Below are 21267 nucleotides of genomic sequence, written 5' to 3'. Positions count from 1 at the left end.
CGAACTGGCGAACGTCCATGTCAAAAATCTCGGCGTTCCACACAAAAAACGGGCCGCCTGATCTCTCTACAAGGAGACAGGCAGCCCGTTTTCTGCACGAATGATATTAATATGATGTCACAATATTAATTTGCCACTATCTTGACGTCAACGATCTCTCTGCTACGCGGGAGAGAACGGATATCAGCAAAATCGCCTCCCCGCCCCACCTCACCTCACGGCTCTCCACTCACCGTCTAATGTTGTGGTATCCCGCCCAGGCCAGAGAGGGACCCGCTGATGAAAACCCGAGTCGAACAGGTGGTGCTGCTTGCGGACCTGGCCGGTACCGCGGTGTTCGCCGTTGAAGGTGCGATCAGTGCCATGCGCGCGGGCCTGGATCTGCTGGGGGTGATGGTGATTGCCTTCATCGTGGCCCTGGGTGGCGGCGTCACCCGCGACCTGCTGATCGGCGCCACGCCCCCCAACGCGATACGCGACTGGCGCTATCCGGCCCTGGCGTTTGCCATGGGGCTGCTGGCCTTTGTCTTTCATACCCAGGTGTTCAGCCTGTCGGAGTCGCTGCTGACCCTGCTGGATACCGCAGGCCTGGCCCTGTTCGCCATCGCCGGTGCACAGAAGGCACTGAACTTCGGCATCTCGCCCTTCGTCTCGATGCTGATGGGCACCATCACCGGCGTCGGTGGCGGGGTCATTCGCGATATCGTGCTGGCGCGCATTCCGATGGTGCTGCAGGCCGACCTGTATGCCAGCTCTGCCTTCACCGGTGCCGCCGCGCTGATCATCGCCCGGCGCCTGGGTGTACCGCCGGTGACCGCCGCCCTGCTGGCCGCAACGGCCTGCATCGCATTGCGCCTGGCTTCGGTGAACTGGGGCTGGCAGTTGCCGAAGATCACGGTTTGAAACAGAAGCACAGAGTAGGGAAAGTTGATTTCTACTCAATGATCCGTTGAATTCAGCGATGCCCCACAGCATCGGCACCTTGGTACCTTTGGTGCCGACGATATTCCAATCAATCAATGCGGTTGCACCAGGCGCAACATGCCCCTTTGCAGTCGAGCGGCGGACAACCGCCGCAGACCGTAATGCACTTGGGCGCAGAGACCCAATGGGCTGACCAGCACAACCGGTCGAGCTGGGGGGAATCTACGTATCACTCGGGTCAGCCGAACTTGGCTTTTCTAGTGGACAGATACTCGGTGCGAATGGTGCGACGTGACGTCTACCTATACAGATGTAGTGAATTGTTCAATCATAATCAGACAGAGAACGAACCATGAATTATCTTCCTTCAGCTGATCGCTACGATCACAAGATGCCCCTTCGCCGTTGCGGCAACAGCGGGATCGATTTGCCCGCTATTTCTCTGGGCCTGTGGCAAAACTTCGGAGGAACCGATGTTTTTGAAACGGGCCGGGCAATTTTACGACGAGCCTTCGACAGCGGGATCAATCACTTTGATTTGGCGAATAACTATGGCCCTCCACCAGGCTCGGCGGAAGAGAACTTCGGGCGGGTAATGGCATGTGATTTTAAAGCCTATCGCGACGAAATGTTCATTTCGACGAAAGCGGGATGGGATATGTGGCCGGGGCCATATGGTGGGATCGGCGGAAGCCGAAAATATCTGATTGCGAGTCTCGACCAGTCCCTGCGCCGTATGGGCCTGGATTACGTGGATGTATTTTATTCGCATCGTGTCGACCCGACGACACCGCTGGAAGAGACAATGTCAGCGCTGGCGCACCTTCATCGGCAGGGAAAAGCATTGTACGTGGGTATCTCCAGTTACTCTCCCGAACTGACTCGCCGGGCCGCCGCCATCTTGGCTGAGGAACGAGTACCACTTTTCATACACCAGCCCAACTATTCGATGTTCAACCGCTGGGTCGAAGATGGGCTACTGGATACACTGACCGAGATCGGAAGTGGCTGCATCGCTTTCTCGCCATTGGCTCAAGGTTTGCTCACCGACAAGTACCTTCAGGGGATTCCTTCGCAAGCAAGGATTACGCGTAATGGGTCGTTCAATAATCAGATGCTGAGCGACGCCAACCTGGATCGGATCCGTGCGCTGAATGCAATTGCGAAAGAGCGCAATCAAACACTCGCACAGATGGCGATCGCCTGGGTGTTACGTGATCCACGGATTACCTCAGCACTCATCGGTGCACGGACTGTCGAACAGTTAAATAATTCACTCGGTGCTCTTCAGAATCTGGAATTCTCTGCTGAAGAACTGGCCAATATTGATCTGTTTGCAACGGAGGGCGGGGTTGACTTGTGGCGTGAATCCGCTTCAATCTAGAACTATACCTCATCGGAATCTTCAGTATGCCCAAGAGTGTTAGATCTGAGCTCGCAGATCTTCGTGTTTTCGTCACTATCATGCGGTGCGGAAGCTTTAGAAAGGCTGCCCTTGAACTCGGTGTGACAACTTCGGCACTCAGCCACACTATACGTAAGCTGGAGGATAGACTAGGGGTGCGGTTGCTCAACCGCACCACCCGCACGCTTGTAGCCACCCCCGCAGGAACAGCGCTTTCGGCGCGACTGGAAATTGGTTTCTCCACCATCGATCAAGCACTCGGGGATCTTGAACATCTTCGTAATTTCCCGATAGGCAAGCTTAGAATCAATATGCCACAAGATGCATCATTGCTATTGGCGAGACCTGTCCTGGCTAAATTCACTTCCGAATTTCCGCAGATCGATTTAGAGGTCAGCGTGGAAGATAGATTCGTTGACATAGTGGCAGAGGGATATGATGCGGGAATTCGTTACGGCGAGCGAGTGCCCAAGGACATGATCGCAGTCCCCCTCACCCCTGTATTGAAATGGGTAGTGGTGGCATCACCCACTTTCTTAAAACGTCATGGACGCCCCTCCACCCCCCAGCAACTCCTAAACTTTCCATGTATTTTAACCCGCTTGGGTGACGGCACCCTTTTTCAATGGGAGCTGGGCAACGATGAACGAATGTTGTCGCTGGAGGTGAAAGGACGAATCTGTCTGAATGAAACGGGGGCTCGCATCAATGCCGCTGTGGATGGAGTCGGATTTGCTTATGTCCTGGAGGAAGTGGTACGGCAGCACATCACACGTCAGGAGCTGGAAATTGTTTTACCTGAATGGTCGTCGGACGGGCCGCCACTGTGTATTTATTATCCCAGCAGAAAACAGATGCCTGCAGGACTAAGACAGCTGATAAACATGATGCGAGCACAATTTTTACTACCGGCGATCGCCGTACATAGTTGAGTCGCTAAAGCCGTAAATGCTAAACGCTACGTTTCAACGACAAATGACCGCGTATCAAGGTTTTTCATACAGAGCCCAGGTCCTCTACTTCTCTGTGCTATGACAACACAGAGACTAGAGGACAAGCCTATCCTTTGCTTTCAGTCAGTTGGATGCACCTTGGGGTTTGAGGAAAACCAGCCTCTTCTGTCATGGTTGCTACCATACTCATCAACCACCGCACCCTCCGGCCCCGCCATCATAAAATGCCAGGTTTCAATTTTCTTCAAACTTGAGATCTCTCCCTTCTTCAGAATAGTCATGTTCCCACTATGGACGGGACCAAAAGAAGAAGGAATTGGAGGCGTATCTTTCGTTACAGAGCCCACTTCTGAAAAGTTGTAGACAAAACCATGAAAAACTCGCCAAGCCTCGTCTTTAGCGGGTTTTGCCGGCGGGGTCGAAATTGGCCTGTGGATATGCTCAGGTATCATTTGGCCTGGAAGCAGGTACATGGTCATGGCAAAATAAGCACTTTTCTGACTATTGAACCATGTAACACTTGAAAGCCCAACATGTTCAAAGTCGCCAAGACCAAAGTCACTGACCCATATTTTACTATCCATCAGAGACGTGTAGTCTTCCTTGTAGAAATCGAGCATATCTTCAACCGCTTTTTTCGCAACATCCTTCTGAAAAATGCCGTCCTTGTAAAACTGGGCATTGGTGTATTTTTTAGAGTAGTGATCGGGCGGACTGACACTGTTCGAATCCGCTGCGTCTACAAGCGCGACCGAAAACAATGCGACCAATCCCAACATGTTTGACAACAGGACACGTTTACCCTTGCCTGGTAATATCACGACACGACCCTCACGGTTAGCTAGATGACTTTCGAATACGCCTCATTTACCGCACGCTCATTAATCGCACTCTACAAGCTACGTTATTTGCGCGTTTCAGACGTTAGTCAATGTAGCATTTGCTCGACACCATCAACACCAAAAGACTGTTGAATTTCCTTCACTACGGCACTGATAAAAGATCATCGACCAGACCTGTACATTCAATAGGCTGCGCATTACTTTTAACGCAACGGGTGCATATCAAAACGTCACCCGGAAATAGCAATCCAGACTAGTAATACATAAATATTCCCAGAGGGTGAGAACAATGACGCTTCGGGTGGCTGGCGCAGCTATGGTGTGGCTTCTATCTTCGGGGATACACGCCGCTCCAATCGACTCTTTTACGAAAGATCAGGTTAATCATGGCCGTGAGGTTTTCTCAGGCATCTGCTCTCAATGCCATGGCAGCAATCCGGCGGCCCCTTACGCTCAAGCGTCTCTGCGCATGAAAAGTATTGGTGAACTTTATACATTCATCTCCTCAAAGATGCCTGCAAACAATCCGGGCGGATTAAGCTCAAAAGACTACGTCGATGTGACTTCCTATTTGCTCTGGTCCGCCGGGAAGCCAAGCGGAGGTATTGAACTGACCCCTGACCTCGCAAAGCGGTCAAGCGGCCCTTTGCAGTAGTTTTCTGCTTCAGCACATGGCGAGGAAAACGCCGACCTGTGCCCGCCAGTGCTCGATGTGATAATTTTAAAAATGAAGAAACACGCTTCACTTGGAAAAAATCAAAAAGGAAAAGATGAACACTAAAAAACTCACCGAAACCAGCAAGTTCCTCAGCTACGTTCTACGACACGAGCCCCAGTCCATCGGCCTTCAACTGGACAGCGAAGGCTGGGCGGATATCGACGCCCTGATCACTGGCGCTGCTCAGTCAGGCCGCACTCTGGACCGCGAACTGATCCAGGCGGTAGTCAGCAGCAACGACAAGAAACGCTTCGCCCTCTCTGAGGACACACGTTGCATTCGTGCCGTGCAGGGGCACTCCACCGAAACGGTCAGCATCCAGCACATCGAGAAAGTGCCGCCCGAGGTCCTGTACCACGGCACAGCCACCCGCTTCCTGGAGTCGATCCAACAGAAGGGATTGATCCCGGGCTCTCGCCATCATGTGCACCTCTCCCAGGAAGTGAACACCGCCGTCGCGGTCGGACAGCGATACGGCAAGCCTGTGGTACTGGAAATCGATGCGCTGAAAATGCATCAGCAGGGCTTCAAGTTCTTCCAGGCCGACAATGGCGTCTGGTTGACAGAGCATGTCCCTAACTCATTCATAAGACAGTAAGCATTCCCTGCTACCAATTTCTGTGCTTTATTTTCCCTTTAAAACGGCCTCTTTGCTGATACACTGAGAAACCCCAACAGGTAAAAGGCAGATCACTTCTCTTATGTGATCCGGCAAATCAGAACACTGAATACCGACGTCGGGCCGCGCCATCAGTACATAATCACGGCCATCACCTACATCACCATCCAAGTCAACATCAAAACTGAACAGCCCCTTCCCCGCCATAGAAACAAAAGAGCTGAAAAAATATTTCCGCTGACTTTCATCAGCAAACAGCGGAGATCTCATCCCAATCACCTCGGCATCAAACTTATGAGGGAGCGAGTTAAAATACTCATAAACAGTTTCATAACCGGATATCGATGACCTCACCTTCAACGGCACAGCGCCCTGCCCGCCTGTAGCAAAATGGGCAACATTCCCATCCTCAAGACAAGCGAACCAATCCAGATCATGAAATGACAGAAACCCATCATCCATTTCCATCGCACACTCCCAAACAGCCATGTAGCCTAATTCTATGCAACAAAACGTCTCAGCTCATCACAAAACCGATTCAAGTCGACAAAATCAACAATCGTCTCAAACCCGAAGCTAACATTGGAAGATTCACCATCAGGACTACCGCAATTGAACAACACACGCATTGAGAAATGCCCATCCGACCAATCGATCGCTTCCCCCTCAAGGCATTCGATCTGCATGCCACACTCCAACGGCATATAGCCTGCCGAGCTTATTGCCGAACGCGAAGCCAGGGTCTGCATATGATTCTCAAAATAAAAAATCAACCGTTCTATATCTTTACGATAGAGTCTGTTCCAGAAATTCCCTGGCAAATATCCAGAAAATTTTCCAGCAAAGACACAAGCAACATTGAAGTCAAAGACACCTTCGATCTTATCAATTCTCAAACTTGAGAATTCCAAAGATCCACCCCCAGCCTTAGCGATAGAATCGGGAGCTCATCCATTCCAAGCAAACACTCCGATCAAAAAAATGAAAAAGTAAAATTTATCTAAGAGCACAATCGAATTACCCTTCAGCCTAGGAAACATAGGCCTTCCCTTTTTCTCTCTGAATCCAGATCCGAGCACAGACAGTACCACCTACCCCTTCAACCGCAACACCATCGCACACCGCAACCCCGCGTCATGGCCTAAGTCCACCTCATGCTGCAACTGCGCCACATGTTCCTCGCCCAGACTCGCCGCCTCGACCTCGACAAACCCCAGCCGCGCATAGAACGGCGCGTTCCAGCGCAAATGCCGGTAGGTGGTCAGGCTCACCGTTGCGAACAGTTCGGCCCGCGCATGGGCGATCGCCGCGGCCATCAGAGCGGTACCCAACCCCAGTTTCTGATGCACAGCATGCACCGACAGCTCGACGATGAAAAACGAGCGATCCATGGTTTCCGCTGCCAGAAAGCCCACCGGCTGATCGTCGGCATCGGTTGCCACCCACAAGGTACGGTGACGACACAGCTGCTCCAGATAATCCGCCGGCAACGGCTCGCCCTCGGCCACCCAGCCCAGTCCGACCTCGCGAAAAATGGACGCGGCAGAACGCTCGACCGCCGCCAGGGCGGGAATATCGTCAGGACGTGCGGGGCGAATGGCAGGCATCGGGATCTCGGGCTCGCGAATAAAACGCTCACCATAACAAAACCCCACCCGACTTGACCCCCTACCCACCCGCCCCTGCAATCAACCTCGGCCCATCGTGGTAACCTCAGCCCCTCAAACTGTCTGCCGCCAAGGAGGCCCACTTGCCCGACTCCATTCACCTGGACGCCCTGCGCGCTCGCTTCAACGCCGGCGAAACCCTGAAGTACGTGTTCTTCTGGGGCCACCAGCGCAGCAAGGACACCCTCACCGCCAGTTGCTTCAGCCAGTGGTATAACGCCGAATTTACCGTCGACGGGCAACGCTACCTCACCGCCGAGCATTTCATGATGGCCGAGAAGGCCGCACTGTTCGATGACCAGGACATTCGCACCCAGGTGCTGCACGCCCCGACACCCGGCGCGGCCAAGGCCCTGGGTCGCAAGGTGCGCGGCTTCGATGATCAGAAATGGCTGCAGCATCGCTATGGGATTGTCGTGAAAGCCAACCAGGCCAAGTTCTCCCAGAACCCGGCGCTGGGCGATTTCCTGCGCGGCACCGGCTCGCGCATCCTCGTCGAGGCCAGCCCGGTCGACAGCATCTGGGGCATCGGCCTGGCCCAGGACGACGCACGGGTGAACGACCCCAACACCTGGCAAGGCCTGAACCTGCTGGGCTTTGCACTGATGCAGGTCCGCGACGGACTGAACCCGGCGCAATAGCCCTATCGCTCAGCCCTGGCTGCCCGCCGCCAGGGCCGAACGCTCCAGCCCCCGCTGCACGACCCACACCAGCGGCAACGTCAGCAGCAGGATCGCCGCCAGGGTGATCACCGCCACCGGTATGCCGGTGAGATCGCCCAGTCGTCCAGACAGCATCGGCGCCAGCGCCCCCCCGCCGATCGTACCGGTGTAGAACAGGGCGAACGCCTGCTCGCGACGCCCCGCTGGCGAGACATCCGGCACCGCGCCATACAGCACCGAGGAGGTGCCGTTCAGGGCCAGCCCCAGCAGCGGCAACATCAGCATCAGGCCGGCCAACGGCAGGTACACCGCCAGGATGATCAGAAGTGCCGTGGCCGACTCCATCAGCCAGACCGTCCTCACCATGCCGATGCGCGCCCCCAGGTAACCGCAGAGCAGCTTGCCGAAGGCACCGCCGACGAACAGCAGCGCCAACGCCACGCCGATGCCCGCCGTCCCGGCCCCCTTGCTGGTCAGCAGGAACGGCAGGAAAGTGAGAAACCCCATGCGCACCGCACTGTCCAGCACGCCGGTCGCCAGCAGCGCCCGCAACCCGCTGACGGAGCCGCTACCGACACCGGCCTTGGCCTGTTTCTCCTGAGCAACTGCGCGGTGCTCCCGCCTCGGAATCAGCCACCACAGCAGCGCAGCAGCCGCCAGGCCCAGCAGCCCGACCAGGCTGACACTGGCACGCCAGCTGATCAGTGTCAGCAGCAGACCGACCAGCGCCGGGATCAGCATCTTGCCGATGTCGCCGGCGAAGTTGTATTGCGACAGCGCCTCCTTCACGCCCCCTCCGGCCTCATGGCTGTCGGTGACCATCGAGGACGCCAAGGGGTGCTGGGTACTGGCGCCCAGCCCGCCCAACATCAGCGCCAGCAACAGTACCATCAGCCCACCGGCCTGCCCGGCCAGCAGATAGGCCACTCCCGCCAGCGCCGTCCCGCCGATCAGCAGGCGCTCGCGTCCCCAGCGCAACGCAGCCCGGCTCGCCAGCAACTGCAAGCCGGCCATCACCCCGGAATAGGCGCCGCGCAGCAAACCGACCTGGGCGTAGCTCAAGCCGAACTGCACTTGCCAGATCGGCAGCAGGACATAGATCACATCCGTCAGGCCATCGTGCACTGCATGGGCGCCGCAAGCCGCCAGCAGCGAGCGGCGGCGCACCGAGGTCGCAGCGCTTGGGGGTTCGTTGAGGACAGCGTCTTCGTTCATGGTTTTCATTATTGGGAACGCCAGGCAGCAGGGTTGAAAACATCAGGCGTGGCTTGGACAAGCCCTGGGTGGGCGCCAGCCGACCAGGGCAAGCAGCAGCGACAGCAGTTGGAAGGCAATGACCAGCGCCACGCAGCCCGGCCAGCCCCACTGGCTCCAGATCAGCGCCGGCACGACGGCGCCGCCACTGCCGCCCAGGTAATAACCGCTCAGGTACCAGCCGACCGCGCCGGCCTTGTTGTGGCGGGCAGTGGCCGTGATGAAGGCATTGGCGGCGGCCTGCGCCAGGAACACACCCGTGGAGCTCAGGGCCAGGCCCAGCACGATCAGCCACAACGACGGCAACAAGGTCAGCAGCGAACCCGCGATCTCGAGCAGCGCCGCCCCCAGCAGCAGCTCGGACTGCGGCCGGGATCGGCTCAGGCGCCCCGCCAGCGGGATCACCACCAGCGCCAGCAGGAACACCATGTAGAGCGTGCCCAACGCCGCGCTGCCCAGTTCGAACGGTGCCTGGCCCAGATACAGGCCGGCATAGGTGAAGGTCGCCACCTGGGAGAACAGCACGCAGAAACCCACGCCATAGGCCGCCAGCAGCGGCCGACTGCGCAACTCGCGCCGGGCCGGCAGGCCATCCACAGCCTGGCGCACCGCCGGCCGCAGCTGGGCCGGCAACAGATAATGGATCGCCACCGCCACCAGCAGGCTGATCGCCGCCAGCAGCTCGAAGCCTTCACGCCAACCGATGTACTCGCTTATCACCCCGCTGACGAAGCGCCCGGCAAACCCGCCCAGCACCGTCCCGGCAACGTACAGGCTGGTGACCTCGGTCACGCTGCCACCGCTCCAGCGCTCGCCGATGTAGGCCACGCTGCTGGCGAACACCAGCGGAATCAGCATGCCCTCGGCGAACCGCCAGGCCAGCAATTCGGCAAAGCTGCCGGCATGGGCGGCCAGCCAGGCCGGCACGCTGGAGAGCAGCGCTGCCGCGACGATCACCGTGCGCCGCTCGAAGCGGGCGGTCAACCGGCTGACGAAGGGCGCGGTGAGCGCCACCGCCAGGGTGGTCACCGTGATGCTCCAGCCGGCCTGCCGCGCGCTCACCTGAAAATCCACGGCCAACACCGACAGGATGCTCTGGGTGGCATAGAGGTTGAGAAAGGCCACGCAGCCGCAGAGAAACAGCGCGACACGGGCGGACAATGGACGGGAATGCATGGAGCCTCTCGTTTTCTGGCGTGAGGACTTTATAAGATAGGCGCATCGTCCAAGACCAATACCGAATTCGGACCGATCAATACCCAAGGATCAGGATGCTCGACCTCCGCCGATTGCGTTACTTTCTGACCGTGGCCCAGGAGCTGCACTTCGGCCGCGCGGCGCAACGCCTGCACCTGGCCCAGCCACCGCTGACCCGGCAGATCTCGGCGCTGGAAGCCGAGCTGGGCTTTCGCCTGTTCGACCGCACCAGCCGCTCGGTGACCCTCACCGCCCAGGGCCGGCATTTCCTGCCCTATGCCCGTGCCGCGCTGGAGCAGGTCGACCTGGCCGAAGTGATCGCCGGCAAGCTGGCCAAGGGCCTGGCCGGCCAGTTGAGCATCGGCTACGCCAGCTCCATCGCTCTCTCGGACCTCTTCAGCCAGGCGATCCAGGTGTTTGCCCAGCGTTTTCCAGAGGTGCAACTGGCCCTGGTGGAAGAGCCTTCCGGCGCCCACTGGTCGCAGATCGTCGATGGGCGCCTGGACATCGGCATGAGCCGCAAGGCCCTGCCCGCCGGGCAGCGCGCGGTACAGTCATTGTCCCTGGGCGATGAACCGCTGGTGGCCGCCCTGCCCAGCGACAACCCGCTGGCAAGCATGAACACGGTGACGCTGGAACAACTGGGCGCCCACCCGCTCATTCTGTTTCCGGCCGACTACGGGTCGGGGCTCAACGAAACCATCGAGCAGCTCTACCAGCGACACGGCGTACCATTGCAACGCGGCCCGGCCGGGCGTCAGATCACCTCGATCATCGCCCTGGTCGCCGCCGGCCGGGGTGTGGCCCTGGTGCCCGCCTGTGCCCAGGCCCTGGCGAAAAAGGGCGTGACCTACCGGCCGCTGTCCGATCCCCAGGCCTGCGCCCCACTGCTGGTACTGACCCGCACCCAGGAGCGCGGCCTGCTGGTGGAAGCATTCATGGGTGTCATCGACGAGTTGAGGCCGGTAGGCAAGTAGCGCACGGCGCGCAGGAAAGTATTAACGCTACGGAGCGAAACCGTATTCGCATTGACGGTCGTGGCGCGGGGATTCATAGGTCTTTACCTGACGCACCGTTACGCGATAATAGCGCTTAGCTATCATCCTCCAGATTCTCCCCCTCGTAAGAATGCCCCGGCTAACAAGGAGTTGGCGTCTTCGGTTTCAGTTTCACAGTGGGAAGACATTGCCGCCAGCACGATGCTACTTAGAGTCAGGAAGCCCACGACATGCTACAGGCCTTCAGCCGCGGAAAGTCGCACCTTTACAGACGCTATCTCGGTCACCGGGAAGCTGATGAAGCCCGGGTGTGCGAAGAGGACGAGATCACCGCATTGATCATGGGGCCGCTGGATTACCTGCCCGCTGCCACCACCAGCCGGTTCTGGCGGGCCATGGTCGAGCAGGATGGCCGGAGCACCGCCCATGGATTTCCCGAGGGCCCCGCCCAGAACGTCGAAATGCACTTCTGGCCACGGCGGGCAATAGAACCGGACCTTCTGGTCGAGCTGCACTGGCCCGGCGGAACACGGCGCCTGCTGCTGATCGAATTCAAGTGGAACGCCGCCCTGAGCGGCAGCGATCAGTTGCATCGCCAGTGGGATGAGTTCCTCACACCGGGGGAGCGCGAAGATGCCTGGCACCTGTTCATTGCCCCGGAAATCAGCGCCGGCCTCAATGCGCTGGCCGAAGGCGATATCTGGGACGGTCGCCTGTTGCTGCGCACCTGGGCCGATGTCCTGGAGGTGCTCAGGCACCTGCGCGACCCCGATGTCCCTGGCCTGCAGAAATGGAAAAAACAGGTCAGGTCTTTCCTGGTAAAACTGGGGATCAATCGTTTCCGGGGTTTCAGGCACCTTACCCCACCCCGAACCGTCGATGATCCGGTCATTTTCTACAGCCCCATGAACGGCTTCACAAAGCTGGTGGCGCCACCCACCTTTCCCGAGGCGGATTCGCCCGCCTTTATCTGGAGTACCACACCGTGAACACCTCAGCCGATATTGGCAAGTCGATCAGGGACAGCTTCCACTTCGTGTCCAGGGTCGGCGCCGAATGCGATCACCTGGCCAAACTGATCCGGGAAGAGTTCAGTCGGCTGCTGTTGACCGCGGAAATCGAGAAACGCTACCGGGTGGCGGGCAAATGGATCGACAAATCCATCAATGACGCACATGGCTGGGTCTGCCTGGAGATGGGCTCTTCACTCCCCTTGATCATCAGGCCCAAGCAAAAAATTGGCGGCTATCTGTTCGTCCAGATCAGCCTGGCCGGACATGGCACCGATGCCAAAGATCCACAAGGCCCCTTGCTGCACGTTGGCTGGTGGCATGAACCCATTGACTTTGACGAGTACCATATGGGCTTCCCACTCGTAGCCAGCCCCTGCCTCACACTTGAGGAACAGCGTTTGTTCAAGTGGACCTACTCGGCCTCCGAGACCGAATGGTGCTACAGCCTGCGCCTGACAGACATCAACAGTCCGGCAGACGTACAGACCCACATCATCAGGCCGATGAAAGCTCTGCTGCTCGGCAAAGCACCGGCGGACGCACTGTCAGGGACAGCAGCGGTGCGTTATGAATCGGTGAATGACAACACGGGGTACTACCGCATACTGGCTGAGTCGTAACGCCCCTCGCCTCATACCCGGCCTTGAGGAAGGCACGCGCCCTACTCGTACACCGTCACACAATTACGCCCCGCCTTCTTCGACTGATACAACGCCTGGTCCGCCCAGGCGATCAGGTCGGCGTGGGTGACCGAGGGGCGGCTGAGGTCGGCCACGCCCAGGCTGATGGTGAAGCGGATGGTCACGCCCTCGTGCACCACTTGCTGCGCCTCGATCGCCTTGCGCAGGCGCTCGGCAAAGAACCGTGCACTGGCCTTGTCGGTGTCCGAGAGCACCACACCGAACTCCTCGCCGCCATAACGCCCGGCCACGTCGCTGTCGCGCACATGCTCGCGCACCACCTCGGCCACCCGCTCGATCACCTTGTCGCCCGCCTGGTGCCCGTAGGTGTCGTTGACCCGCTTGAAGTGGTCGATGTCGAACATCACCAGGCTGGTCGGGTTGCCATGGCGCTGGTTGCGCGCATAGGCCACCTTCAGGCTCTCCTCCCAATGCCCGCGGTTGTACAGCCCGGTCAGCCGGTCGGTGCTGGAGAGCTTCTGCAGTTGCGCGTTGACCGCCTGCAACTGGTTGCGGTTGGTGGCCACGTCGGTCACGTCGTAGATCACCAGGCAGATATGGTGGATCGCACTGTCGGTCGAGCGCAGCGCCAGCAAGGTGGTGTTCTGGTACATGAAATCTTCCTGGCCGGTGATCGGCTGGTAGTTCTTGAACCGTACCAGGTAGGGGCGCTGCTCCCAGATGGTGAAGCCCGGCGTGCCGAGGGTCGCGACACTTTCCACCTTGCGACTGAACCACTCGCGGTCGACCTCGGGAAACAGCTCGAAGAACGAGCGGTTGTGCGCCTCGCCCGGCTGCACCCCGGAGCGGTTCTCCATGAAGGTGTTCCACACCTGCACGCGGTAGTCGCGGTCGAGCACCACCACGCCCACATCGATGCTCTGGACGATCGCCAGCAACCAGTGAAACTCGTTCAGATCGATGTGGTCGCTCATGGCTCAGCTCATCAGGTAGGCGAGTTTATGGGTCAGGCGCTCGATCGAGTCCTCGGTGAACAGCAACAGCAGGTCGAAGTGGATATCGTGACCTTCCAGGCTGTAGCTGATCTCCACCGCCAGGGTCTTCTTCCAGCGCTGGCTGTTGATCCGGATCAGGTCCTCGATGGCCGCGTGCTGCCCGAGAATCTGCGGGTGGCCCTGGGAGAACACCACGTCGATCTGCTCGGCGATGCTGCTCAGGCAGGCGCCGATCAGCACGCTGGACAGGTCCAGGAGCATTTCCAGGTCCGAATACTCCGGACCCTGGCGCTTCATCAACTGGGCCATGTCGGCGATTTCCGAATCATGGAACATCAGCAGCGCCTCACCGGCGATACCGCCACCGATAAAGCCCTGGCAGATGGCGGTGAGCCGCTGGCAACTGCCGGCATCCGCCAGGGCCATGTGCAGCTCGCCGACTTCGAGGATGTTGACGTTCGGCACCGGCAACTGCACGAACACCCCGAGCACCTTGGCAATCAGCGCGGCCGCGCGGCCAATGGCGACGTTGACCGTCTCGCGGAAGGCATCGCGAAAGCTGATCTGCGCGTCCGAGGTCGGGCGCAACGGTGCCTCGTCCGGTGCATCGAGCAGGCCCAGTTCGCCCAGGATGCGCTGCAACTCCTGCTGGTCGAACGGTTTTTTCAGGAACGCCAGCGCACCCAGGGCGCGGACGCGGCGCACCGCCTCTTCCTGGACGTCGCCGGAGATCACGATGACCTGGGCCTGGAGCCCTTCGGCACGGATAGCCGCCAGTACCTGGTAGCCGTCCATTTCCGGCATGGTCAGGTCGAGCAGCACCACCTGCCCCAACCCCTGGCGAATCGCCTCCAACCCTTGGCGTCCGTCACTGGCCTGCGTGATCGAGACCGGCCAGTTCGCTGGCAGAGCGCGCAATATCTGCTTGCGCGCCATGCTGGAGTCATCACACACAAGTAGGGGAATCACTGACACAGACCGGCGCTCACGTGTTTGGCATCAGGGAAAACATTAGTGGCATGATGCCATAAAATTGACATAAAACGCTGATCGCCGAGGAATTATTGAGAACCACGTCGAATAATCCGCCAGGGTATCGCCGATACGCAACTCAGGGAATGCCCTAGATCAAGGATACACCTGCCGGCTCCGGGCAGAGGGCCGACGACGCGGATTACACTCTTTGACATTTTTTCGACAAACCACTCACAGACCGGCAAGGCACTCGAGCCTAGGATAGGTGGCCCATTCGCCAGTTCGCCGGGTGCTCCATGTTCCGCTCGCTCTGCACGCTCCTCCTGATCGGCTTCCTGCTGGGCAGCACGGGGTGCAACGGCCAGCCGCCGGTGCCGCCGCCCACCCTGGAAAAGGGCGACTACAGCGGCATCATCCGCTATCTGCAGGAGCGGATTCCCGAGGAGATGGCCGAGCAGAACGTCCCTGGCCTGTCGATCGCCCTGGTCGCCGGCCAGGAGGTGATCTGGGCCCGTGGCTTCGGCTATGCCGACAAGGCCGGCGGTGTCAGGGTCACCAACCACACGGCGTTTCGCGCCGATGCCCTTTCCAAGCTGCTGACCGCCAGCGCCACCCTGCAACTGGTCGAGCAGCAGCGGCTGAAGCTGGACGCACCGCTGCAGGACACCCTCCCGGAGTTCCATGTCCGCTCGCGTTTTCATGAGCGCCAGCAGGAGGCGGACCAGGCCGTCACCCTGCGTCGCCTGCTCAGCCATCAGGCCGGCCTGCCCGGCGAATACCTGCGCGACCTGCGTACACCGTCGGCGCTCGACCAACTGCCGCAACGGGTTTCCGGCCTGTGGTTGAGCAATCCACCGGGCCGGCAGGTGGCCTATTCCAACCTGGGCTACGCACTGGTCGGCGCCGCCATCGAACGCAGCAGCGGCGAAACCTTCGAGAACCAGTTGCAGAAAACCCTGCTGCAACCGCTGGGCATGACCCAGTCGAGCTTCATCGGCGACAGCGAGCTGCTGCCCTTCCGGGCCCAGGGCTACCGCAACGGCTCGCCCCAACCCGACAGCACGATTCGCGACCTGTCCGCCGGCGGCCTGTGGACCAGCCCGCAGGACCTGAGCCACTACGTGCAGATGCTCTTCGCCGAGGGCACCTACAAGGGGCGGCGGATCATGGCGGCGCAGTCGGTGCGGGAGATGTTCCGCCAGCAGAACCGCGGCAACGCCCTGGATTTCGATTGCCCGATGGGCCTGGGCTGGTTCCTCGCGCCGTGCGGTGACGAGATGATCAGCCCGGGGGTGCGGACCTTCCAGCACAGCGGCTTCAGCGGCGACTTCGTCTCGCAGATCAGCCTGCTGCCGGACCCACAGTTGGCGGTGATCATCATGGCCAACTCCGACACCAGCGCCGACCTGGTCGCCTCGCTGACCACCCGTTCGCTGCGCATGATGCTCCAGGCCAGCGCCGGGCAGGCCGCCTGCACCGAGGCGTGCGAGGACGAGCCGCTGGCCGCCGGCGAGAGCCGCCGCCAGGTGCCCAGTGCCATCGACCGGCAGCGCCTGGCGGGGTTCTACGCCACCTATGCCGGCGTGCTGCGCATTCGCGACGAGAACCAGCGCCTCTACGCCGAGCTGGGCGGCGAACGCTTCGAGCTGCTGCGTGATGAACAGGGCTGGCTGCGCGCCGAACAGAAGCGCCTGGGCTTCTGGCCGGTGGACCTGGGCGAGTTGGGCCGGCTGCAACTGGACCTGACCACGGTGCAGGGCCGGCAGATCCTGCTGGCCCGCAGCCATGGGCAGTTGATTCCACTGGGGGAACGGATCGACCCGGTGCCCCTGCCCAAGGGCTGGCTGAAGACCGTCGGGGACTACCAGGTGATCAACTCCGACGAGCCGCAGACGGCCCTGAGCGGCGTGAGCATCCGCATCGAGGAGGGTTTCCTGCTGATTCGTGGACGGATCGAGGAAGAGGAACTGACGGAGTTCATCCTGCTGCCGGTCGACAATGCCCACGCGGTGGTCGCCGGCAGCGGGCTCGGCCTGGGTGACACCATCAGCCGCCAGGTGCTGGGCATCACGGCCCTGGGCTATCGCTTCAAGCGCGCCAGCAAGGCGCCACCCACCCTGGTCTTCTAGCCCAGGGGGCGGCGATCGCCCCCAGGTCTGGCGGTGCTATGAAGCGGCCTCGGCATGGGCCCAGGTCATGCGGAACGACGCCCCTCCCCACTGCGAATCGCGGACCTCGACATGCCCGCCATGCCACTGGGAAACCCGCCGCACCAGCGCCAGCCCCAGGCCGAAGCCGCCGGTGCGACGGTCGCGGCTGGCATCCAGGCGCAGGAACGGTTCGAAGATCTTCAGGCGCCCCTCCGGCGGCACCCCGGGACCGTCGTCACAGACCACCACCTGGTAATCGTCGCCCTGGCGCGTCAGCGACACCTGCACCCGCCCCTGCGCGTAACGGATCGCATTGCGCAGCAGGTTGATCACCGCCCGGGCCATGAACCGCGGTTCGATGCAAACGGTTTCGACTTCGCAGGCCGCAATCGTCAACTGCACACCCGCGGCCTCCGCCTCCAGGGCCACGCTGCCCACCACGCTGTCGAGCCAGCTCTGGGCCTGGATGATCTGCCGCCGGCTCTCCCCCGCGCCGTGTTCCAGGCTGGCGTAGGTCAGCAGTTCCGAGACCATGTCTTCCAGCTCGCCAAGGTCGGCATACATGTCGCCGATCAGTTCGCCGCTGAACTGCGGATCGACATGCTGGCGCAACTGGTCCAGCTCGAACGACAATCGCGCGATAGGCGTGCGCAACTCATGGGACACCGCATTGGTCAACTCGCGCTGATTGGCGATCAAGCCCTCGATACGCGCCGCCATCTGGTTGAAGTGCTCGGCCAACTCGTAGATGTTCGACCGTCGCGGCAGATGCAGCCGGGCGCCCAGATCGTTGTTGCCGAAGCGCTGCGCGGCCAGGCGCAGCCGCTCCAGGTCACGCCAGTGCGGACGGACCCAGAAGAACAGCGTGATCCCCACCATCAGCCCGAGCAGGATGTAGGCCGCGATGGTGTACGGCACCGTCAGGCTGGGCTCGGGCGGCAGCTTGATCATCAACAGTTGCGAACCGTCGTCGATCCGCGAGATGAACTCGGTGAACTCGTCGCGCACCACCAACTGGTTGGACGCCAGCAACGCCTGCTCCCGCGGGCTGAGATCGAGCGTATCGGTGTCCACCAGGCTCAGGGTCAAACCATAGTGCGGCTTCCACTCCAGCAGTTGCCGCTCCCGGCCGGCCCGATCCAACGGGCGCAGGTCCTTGACCAGTGCATAGGCCTGGCCACGCACCGATTCGCGGTTGAGCGCCTCGGTCGGGCCGTCGAGCAACTCGGTGAACATGTAGTCGACCGCGTAGATGGCCGCGCCGAAGCCCAGGGCCAACAGGAAGTAAAGACGCAGGAACAGGCGCAGCATCTACAGCTCCCAGCCAAACGGATTGAACAGGTAGCCCTTGCCCCAGATGGTCTTGATGCACACCGGTTCGCGGGGGTTGTCATGCAACTTGCTGCGCAGCTTGCTGACATAAACGTCGACACTGCGGTTCAGGCCGTCGAAGGCGATCCCGCGCAGGCGGTTGAGGATGTCATCACGCGACAGCGTCTCGCCGGCAGCATTGGCCAGCAGCCAGAGCAGTTCGAACTCCATGGTGGTCAGTTCGATCACCTCGTCGGCCAGGCGCACCTCACGACAACTGCGGTCGATGCTCAGGCGGCCGAACTCCAGCGTACCGCGCGCCAGCGGGTCCGGCACCTGGCGCCGCAGCAGCGCACGCAGCCGGGCCAGCAGCACCGGCGGCTTGATCGGCTTGACCACATAGTCGTCGGCCCCCGACTCCAGGCCGAGGATGTGATCGAGGTCATCCTCCCGGGCCGTCAGGATCACGATCGGCGTATCGGCGATCGCGCGGATATCGCGACAGACCTGCAGGCCGCTCTGCCCCGGCAACATCAGGTCAAGCACGACGATCCGCGGCCGCCATTCCTGGAAAGCCGCCAACGCCACATCGCCGCGATGCACCGTGCGCACCTCGAAACCATGCTGTGACAAAAATTGCGCGACCAACGCGGCCAGCTTGAGGTCGTCTTCAACAAGCAAGACTTTGCTCAATGTCGAACTTTCCATAAGTGACAATCTGTAGATATATAAAGTGCGCGCATTATAAGCTCGCCATTGTGAATAAATTCCAGTTCCGCAACAAATAAATCGCTCAGCCAAAGTACCGCTATACAAACTTTTACAATCTGCAAACTTTTTAACAATTAGTCGGCTGATTCAATTAACGCCCCTCTCTGCAAAGCCTCGGCGAGACTTGCATCGGCGAGAAAAAATTGTTCAAATCCGCCCTCCTTCAATCCGGCAAGCCCTGTTGTCGTGTCGCCCAGGCGTTGATTCGCGCGGCGTCCGGCCCGGTGGCGCCAACTCGACCCGTCGTCGCCGGCTCTTGCGCACGCGCCGACTCCCCGTCTCCCGACCCCGATTGAATGACCATGACTATTCGACAAAGAGTCCCTCGCGACAACCTTGCCCTGAGCGAACTGTGGTTACGCTCGGTGCGCGCCACCCACACTTTCCTAGAAGAAGCCGATATACAGGCCCTGTATCCACAAGTGCGCGATCTTTACTTGCCGGCGGTGCAAGTCTGGGTCGAAGAAAACCCCGACCGCAGCCCGGCCGGATTTATCGGCATCGACGGTGACAAGGTCGAAATGCTGTTCATCGAACCGGACCAGCGTGGCCAGGGTATCGGCACCCGGCTGCTCGATTTCGTGCGCCAGCGTGGCGGCCCGTTGAGCGTCGACGTCAACGAGCAGAACCCCGCGGCCCATGGTTTCTATCGGCACTATGGCTTTCGCGATATCGGCCGCTCGCAGACCGATGGCCAGGGGCGCCCCTTCCCCCTGATCCACATGGCCCTCGAGCCGCAATCGAAGCCCTGAAGCCCCTGACCGTTCTCCCGCTGCACGGGGGAGCGGTCATCAGGCCGGTTGCGCACGCACCGAAAAGCGCTCGCGATAGGCCTGCGGCGTGACCCCCACGGCCCGCAGGAAACTGCGGCGCAGGGTCTCCTCGCTGCCGAATCCGCAACGGGCGGCAATCCGCTTGATCGGCGTGGCGGTATCGCTGAGCAGCCGGCGGGCACTTTCCACCCGGATATTCTCCACCGCCCGGGCCGGCGTCTGGCCGGTTTCCTGGCGATAATGACGGACGAAACTGCGCTCGCTCATCCCGGCCTGCTGGGCCAGGATCGGGATCGACAGGTCCAGTGCCAGGTGCTCGGCGATCCACGCATGCAGGTCGCCGAAGCGGCTGGTGCTCTTTTGCAGCGACAGCGTGGCGCTGAACTGTGATTGCCCGCCCGGACGCTTGAGAAACACCACCAGGTGTCGGGCGACCTCCAGGGCCATCGGCCGGCCAAGGTCCTGCTCCACCAGCGCCAGGGACAGATCGATGCCGGCGGTCACCCCCGCCGAGGTCCAGACCGGCCCGTCATTGATGAAAATCGGATTGGGCTCGACCTGCAACTGCGGATAACGCTCGGCCAGTTGCTCGCAGCGGGTCCAGTGGGTCGCCACCCGCCGGCCATCCAGCCAGCCGCTGGCCGCCAGCAGAAACGCCCCGGTGCACACCGACGCGACCCGCCGCGCACACGCCGCCTGCTGGCGCACCCACGCCACCAGTTCCACGTCCTCGGCCGCCGCATAGGTGCCCCAGCCACCGGCAATGATCAGGCTGTCACAGGGGGTTCCCGCCGCGGGCAGCGGCTCGGCGAGCATGGCCAGGCCGGCCGAACTCATCACCGGCCCGCCCTCGGCGGCGATCACCCGGGGCGCATAGGGAGGCGGCAGGCCCTGGGAACGGGCCAGGTCGTTGGCCGAGGCGAATACCTGCAGCGGCCCGGTGACATCGAGCAACTGCACGTTGGGAAAAGCCAGTATGTCGATGCTGCGGGGCGTATTCATGGCGATTGGCGTAAAACGTGGGTGGTATGGCGTATTCGCCAGATCCTACGAAACTACAGTGAAGCCGTCTACAGACACCGCCCCGTCTTCTCAAAGGAGCTTCGCCATGACCCTGCACATCGGTTTCCTGCTGTTCCCCAACGTCCAGCAACTGGACCTGACCGGCCCCTATGATGTTCTCGCGTCGTTGCCAGGGGCCAGGCTGCACCTGATCTGGAAGGACCTGGAACCGGTGAAGTCGAGCACCGGCCTGGTGTTGACCCCGACCACCCGCTTCGACGATTGCCCGCCACTGGACGTGATCTGCGTGCCCGGTGGCGCGGGGGTCGGAGCATTGATGGAAGATCTCGAAACCCTGGGCTTCCTCGGGGAACAGGCGGCGCAGGCACGCTATGTC

22 protein-coding genes and 1 pseudogene are annotated in these 21267 nt (G+C 60.6%); 12 read left to right on the top strand and 11 right to left on the bottom strand.

Going from position 1 to position 21267, the window contains the following annotated elements; genetic code table 11:
* The first annotated feature begins 279 nt into the window (after positions 1 to 279).
* The 3 genes from PF66_RS26035 (at position 280) to PF66_RS32290 (ending at position 3261) form a co-directional block, all read left to right on the top strand.
* On the top strand, positions 280 to 903 hold the full coding sequence (locus PF66_RS26035; RefSeq protein WP_054064225.1) for a trimeric intracellular cation channel family protein: 624 nt from the start codon (positions 280 to 282) through the stop codon (positions 901 to 903).
* A gap of 373 nt (positions 904 to 1276) precedes the next feature.
* Positions 1277 to 2308: an L-glyceraldehyde 3-phosphate reductase gene (gene mgrA / locus PF66_RS26030; protein WP_054056404.1), complete on the top strand. Its 1032-nt coding sequence runs from the start codon at positions 1277 to 1279 to the stop codon at positions 2306 to 2308.
* 26 nt (positions 2309 to 2334) lie between these two features.
* Complete coding sequence (locus PF66_RS32290) at positions 2335 to 3261, top strand: LysR family transcriptional regulator (RefSeq protein WP_081009913.1); 927 nt, start codon at positions 2335 to 2337, stop codon at positions 3259 to 3261.
* A 140-nt stretch (positions 3262 to 3401) separates the two neighbouring features.
* On the opposite strand, the gene PF66_RS26025 is transcribed toward PF66_RS32290, so the two are convergent.
* Positions 3402 to 4061, bottom strand: coding sequence for a hypothetical protein (locus PF66_RS26025; protein WP_054064224.1), 660 nt, complete (start codon positions 4059 to 4061; stop codon positions 3402 to 3404).
* A gap of 352 nt (positions 4062 to 4413) precedes the next feature.
* Between PF66_RS26025 and PF66_RS34055 the strand changes: the two genes are divergently transcribed.
* Entirely contained in the window at positions 4414 to 4779 is a 366-nt protein-coding gene (locus PF66_RS34055; RefSeq protein ID WP_425357917.1) for a c-type cytochrome, read from the top strand.
* 115 nt (positions 4780 to 4894) lie between these two features.
* Complete coding sequence (locus tag PF66_RS26020) at positions 4895 to 5440, top strand: RNA 2'-phosphotransferase (RefSeq protein ID WP_054064228.1); 546 nt, start codon at positions 4895 to 4897, stop codon at positions 5438 to 5440.
* A 27-nt stretch (positions 5441 to 5467) separates the two neighbouring features.
* On the opposite strand, the gene PF66_RS26015 is transcribed toward PF66_RS26020, so the two are convergent.
* From PF66_RS26015 to PF66_RS26010, 3 genes are all read right to left on the bottom strand, one after another.
* Positions 5468 to 5929 (bottom strand): hypothetical protein, encoded by a 462-nt coding sequence (locus PF66_RS26015; protein WP_152973087.1) that lies wholly within the window; start codon positions 5927 to 5929, stop codon positions 5468 to 5470.
* 32 nt (positions 5930 to 5961) lie between these two features.
* Positions 5962 to 6357 (bottom strand): hypothetical protein, encoded by a 396-nt coding sequence (locus PF66_RS32865; protein ID WP_152973086.1) that lies wholly within the window; start codon positions 6355 to 6357, stop codon positions 5962 to 5964.
* A 195-nt stretch (positions 6358 to 6552) separates the two neighbouring features.
* A complete protein-coding gene (locus tag PF66_RS26010; protein WP_054064222.1) occupies positions 6553 to 7068 on the bottom strand; it encodes a GNAT family N-acetyltransferase in 516 nt (171 codons plus the stop codon).
* A gap of 143 nt (positions 7069 to 7211) precedes the next feature.
* Here PF66_RS26010 and PF66_RS26005 point away from each other — a divergent pair, with 143 nt between their 5' ends.
* Positions 7212 to 7769 carry an NADAR family protein gene (locus tag PF66_RS26005; RefSeq protein ID WP_054056407.1) on the top strand — a complete coding sequence of 186 codons (558 nt, stop codon included), beginning with the start codon at positions 7212 to 7214 and terminating at the stop codon, positions 7767 to 7769.
* 9 nt (positions 7770 to 7778) lie between these two features.
* Here the strand turns inward: PF66_RS26005 and PF66_RS26000 are convergent, their stop codons facing one another.
* Entirely contained in the window at positions 7779 to 9005 is a 1227-nt protein-coding gene (locus PF66_RS26000; protein WP_152973085.1) for an MFS transporter, read from the bottom strand.
* A 42-nt stretch (positions 9006 to 9047) separates the two neighbouring features.
* Complete coding sequence (locus PF66_RS25995) at positions 9048 to 10220, bottom strand: MFS transporter (RefSeq protein WP_054064220.1); 1173 nt, start codon at positions 10218 to 10220, stop codon at positions 9048 to 9050.
* Between the two features lie 95 nt (positions 10221 to 10315).
* Between PF66_RS25995 and PF66_RS25990 the strand changes: the two genes are divergently transcribed.
* The 3 genes from PF66_RS25990 (at position 10316) to PF66_RS25980 (ending at position 12872) form a co-directional block, all read left to right on the top strand.
* Positions 10316 to 11218, top strand: coding sequence for a LysR family transcriptional regulator (locus PF66_RS25990; protein ID WP_054064219.1), 903 nt, complete (start codon positions 10316 to 10318; stop codon positions 11216 to 11218).
* A gap of 251 nt (positions 11219 to 11469) precedes the next feature.
* Positions 11470 to 12228, top strand: coding sequence for a hypothetical protein (locus tag PF66_RS25985; protein ID WP_054064218.1), 759 nt, complete (start codon positions 11470 to 11472; stop codon positions 12226 to 12228).
* Positions 12225 to 12872: a hypothetical protein gene (locus PF66_RS25980; protein WP_054060016.1), complete on the top strand. Its 648-nt coding sequence runs from the start codon at positions 12225 to 12227 to the stop codon at positions 12870 to 12872. Before PF66_RS25985 ends, PF66_RS25980 begins: the two co-directional genes overlap by 4 nt.
* Positions 12873 to 12913: 41 nt before the next feature.
* Here PF66_RS25980 and PF66_RS25975 read toward each other — a convergent pair whose 3' ends face one another.
* Together PF66_RS25975 and PF66_RS25970 are read right to left on the bottom strand one after the other, a co-directional pair.
* Positions 12914 to 13867 (bottom strand): sensor domain-containing diguanylate cyclase, encoded by a 954-nt coding sequence (locus PF66_RS25975; RefSeq protein ID WP_054060015.1) that lies wholly within the window; start codon positions 13865 to 13867, stop codon positions 12914 to 12916.
* A 3-nt stretch (positions 13868 to 13870) separates the two neighbouring features.
* Complete coding sequence (locus PF66_RS25970; protein WP_081006050.1) at positions 13871 to 14863, bottom strand: response regulator; 993 nt, start codon at positions 14861 to 14863, stop codon at positions 13871 to 13873.
* A 296-nt stretch (positions 14864 to 15159) separates the two neighbouring features.
* On the opposite strand from PF66_RS25970, the gene PF66_RS25965 reads away from it, so the two are divergent.
* On the top strand, positions 15160 to 16992 hold the full coding sequence (locus PF66_RS25965) for a serine hydrolase domain-containing protein (RefSeq protein WP_054064217.1): 1833 nt from the start codon (positions 15160 to 15162) through the stop codon (positions 16990 to 16992).
* 36 nt (positions 16993 to 17028) lie between these two features.
* Here the strand turns inward: PF66_RS25965 and PF66_RS25960 are convergent, their stop codons facing one another.
* Together PF66_RS25960 and PF66_RS25955 are read right to left on the bottom strand one after the other, a co-directional pair.
* Complete coding sequence (locus PF66_RS25960) at positions 17029 to 18324, bottom strand: ATP-binding protein (RefSeq protein ID WP_054064216.1); 1296 nt, start codon at positions 18322 to 18324, stop codon at positions 17029 to 17031.
* Positions 18325 to 19032: a response regulator gene (locus PF66_RS25955; protein ID WP_054060011.1), complete on the bottom strand. Its 708-nt coding sequence runs from the start codon at positions 19030 to 19032 to the stop codon at positions 18325 to 18327.
* Positions 19033 to 19397: 365 nt separating this feature from the next.
* Between PF66_RS25955 and PF66_RS25950 the strand changes: the two genes are divergently transcribed.
* Complete coding sequence (locus tag PF66_RS25950) at positions 19398 to 19847, top strand: GNAT family N-acetyltransferase (protein ID WP_054060010.1); 450 nt, start codon at positions 19398 to 19400, stop codon at positions 19845 to 19847.
* A gap of 39 nt (positions 19848 to 19886) precedes the next feature.
* On the opposite strand, the gene PF66_RS25945 is transcribed toward PF66_RS25950, so the two are convergent.
* Positions 19887 to 20870, bottom strand: coding sequence for a GlxA family transcriptional regulator (locus PF66_RS25945; protein ID WP_054064215.1), 984 nt, complete (start codon positions 20868 to 20870; stop codon positions 19887 to 19889).
* 106 nt (positions 20871 to 20976) lie between these two features.
* Between PF66_RS25945 and inhA the strand changes: the two are divergent.
* Positions 20977 to 21267: pseudogene (inhA, locus tag PF66_RS33530) on the top strand (isonitrile hydratase); the annotation flags it as partial.

Source organism: Pseudomonas asplenii, from assembly GCF_001293465.1.
GTDB lineage: Bacteria > Pseudomonadota > Gammaproteobacteria > Pseudomonadales > Pseudomonadaceae > Aquipseudomonas > Aquipseudomonas fuscovaginae_B.
Note: the sequence above shows the minus strand (reverse complement) of the source record. Positions and strands in the feature narration are given on the sequence as shown.

Bases quoted from the DNA above. Each gene is read 5' to 3' on its own strand.
- PF66_RS26035 (WP_054064225.1), top strand. From the start codon at position 280: ATGAAAACCCGAGTCGAACAGGTGGTGCTGCTTGCGGACCTGGCCGGT.
- mgrA (WP_054056404.1), top strand. From the start codon at position 1,277: ATGAATTATCTTCCTTCAGCTGATCGCTACGATCACAAGATGCCCCTT.
- PF66_RS32290 (WP_081009913.1), top strand. From the start codon at position 2,335: ATGCCCAAGAGTGTTAGATCTGAGCTCGCAGATCTTCGTGTTTTCGTC.
- PF66_RS26025 (WP_054064224.1), bottom strand. From the start codon at position 4,061: ATGTTGGGATTGGTCGCATTGTTTTCGGTCGCGCTTGTAGACGCAGCG.
- PF66_RS34055 (WP_425357917.1), top strand. From the start codon at position 4,414: ATGACGCTTCGGGTGGCTGGCGCAGCTATGGTGTGGCTTCTATCTTCG.
- PF66_RS26020 (WP_054064228.1), top strand. From the start codon at position 4,895: ATGAACACTAAAAAACTCACCGAAACCAGCAAGTTCCTCAGCTACGTT.
- PF66_RS26015 (WP_152973087.1), bottom strand. From the start codon at position 5,929: ATGGAAATGGATGATGGGTTTCTGTCATTTCATGATCTGGATTGGTTC.
- PF66_RS26010 (WP_054064222.1), bottom strand. From the start codon at position 7,068: ATGCCTGCCATTCGCCCCGCACGTCCTGACGATATTCCCGCCCTGGCG.
- PF66_RS26000 (WP_152973085.1), bottom strand. From the start codon at position 9,005: ATGAACGAAGACGCTGTCCTCAACGAACCCCCAAGCGCTGCGACCTCG.
- PF66_RS25995 (WP_054064220.1), bottom strand. From the start codon at position 10,220: ATGCATTCCCGTCCATTGTCCGCCCGTGTCGCGCTGTTTCTCTGCGGC.
- PF66_RS25990 (WP_054064219.1), top strand. From the start codon at position 10,316: ATGCTCGACCTCCGCCGATTGCGTTACTTTCTGACCGTGGCCCAGGAG.
- PF66_RS25985 (WP_054064218.1), top strand. From the start codon at position 11,470: ATGCTACAGGCCTTCAGCCGCGGAAAGTCGCACCTTTACAGACGCTAT.
- PF66_RS25975 (WP_054060015.1), bottom strand. From the start codon at position 13,867: ATGAGCGACCACATCGATCTGAACGAGTTTCACTGGTTGCTGGCGATC.
- PF66_RS25965 (WP_054064217.1), top strand. From the start codon at position 15,160: ATGTTCCGCTCGCTCTGCACGCTCCTCCTGATCGGCTTCCTGCTGGGC.
- PF66_RS25960 (WP_054064216.1), bottom strand. From the start codon at position 18,324: ATGCTGCGCCTGTTCCTGCGTCTTTACTTCCTGTTGGCCCTGGGCTTC.
- PF66_RS25955 (WP_054060011.1), bottom strand. From the start codon at position 19,032: ATGGAAAGTTCGACATTGAGCAAAGTCTTGCTTGTTGAAGACGACCTC.
- PF66_RS25950 (WP_054060010.1), top strand. From the start codon at position 19,398: ATGACTATTCGACAAAGAGTCCCTCGCGACAACCTTGCCCTGAGCGAA.
- PF66_RS25945 (WP_054064215.1), bottom strand. From the start codon at position 20,870: ATGAATACGCCCCGCAGCATCGACATACTGGCTTTTCCCAACGTGCAG.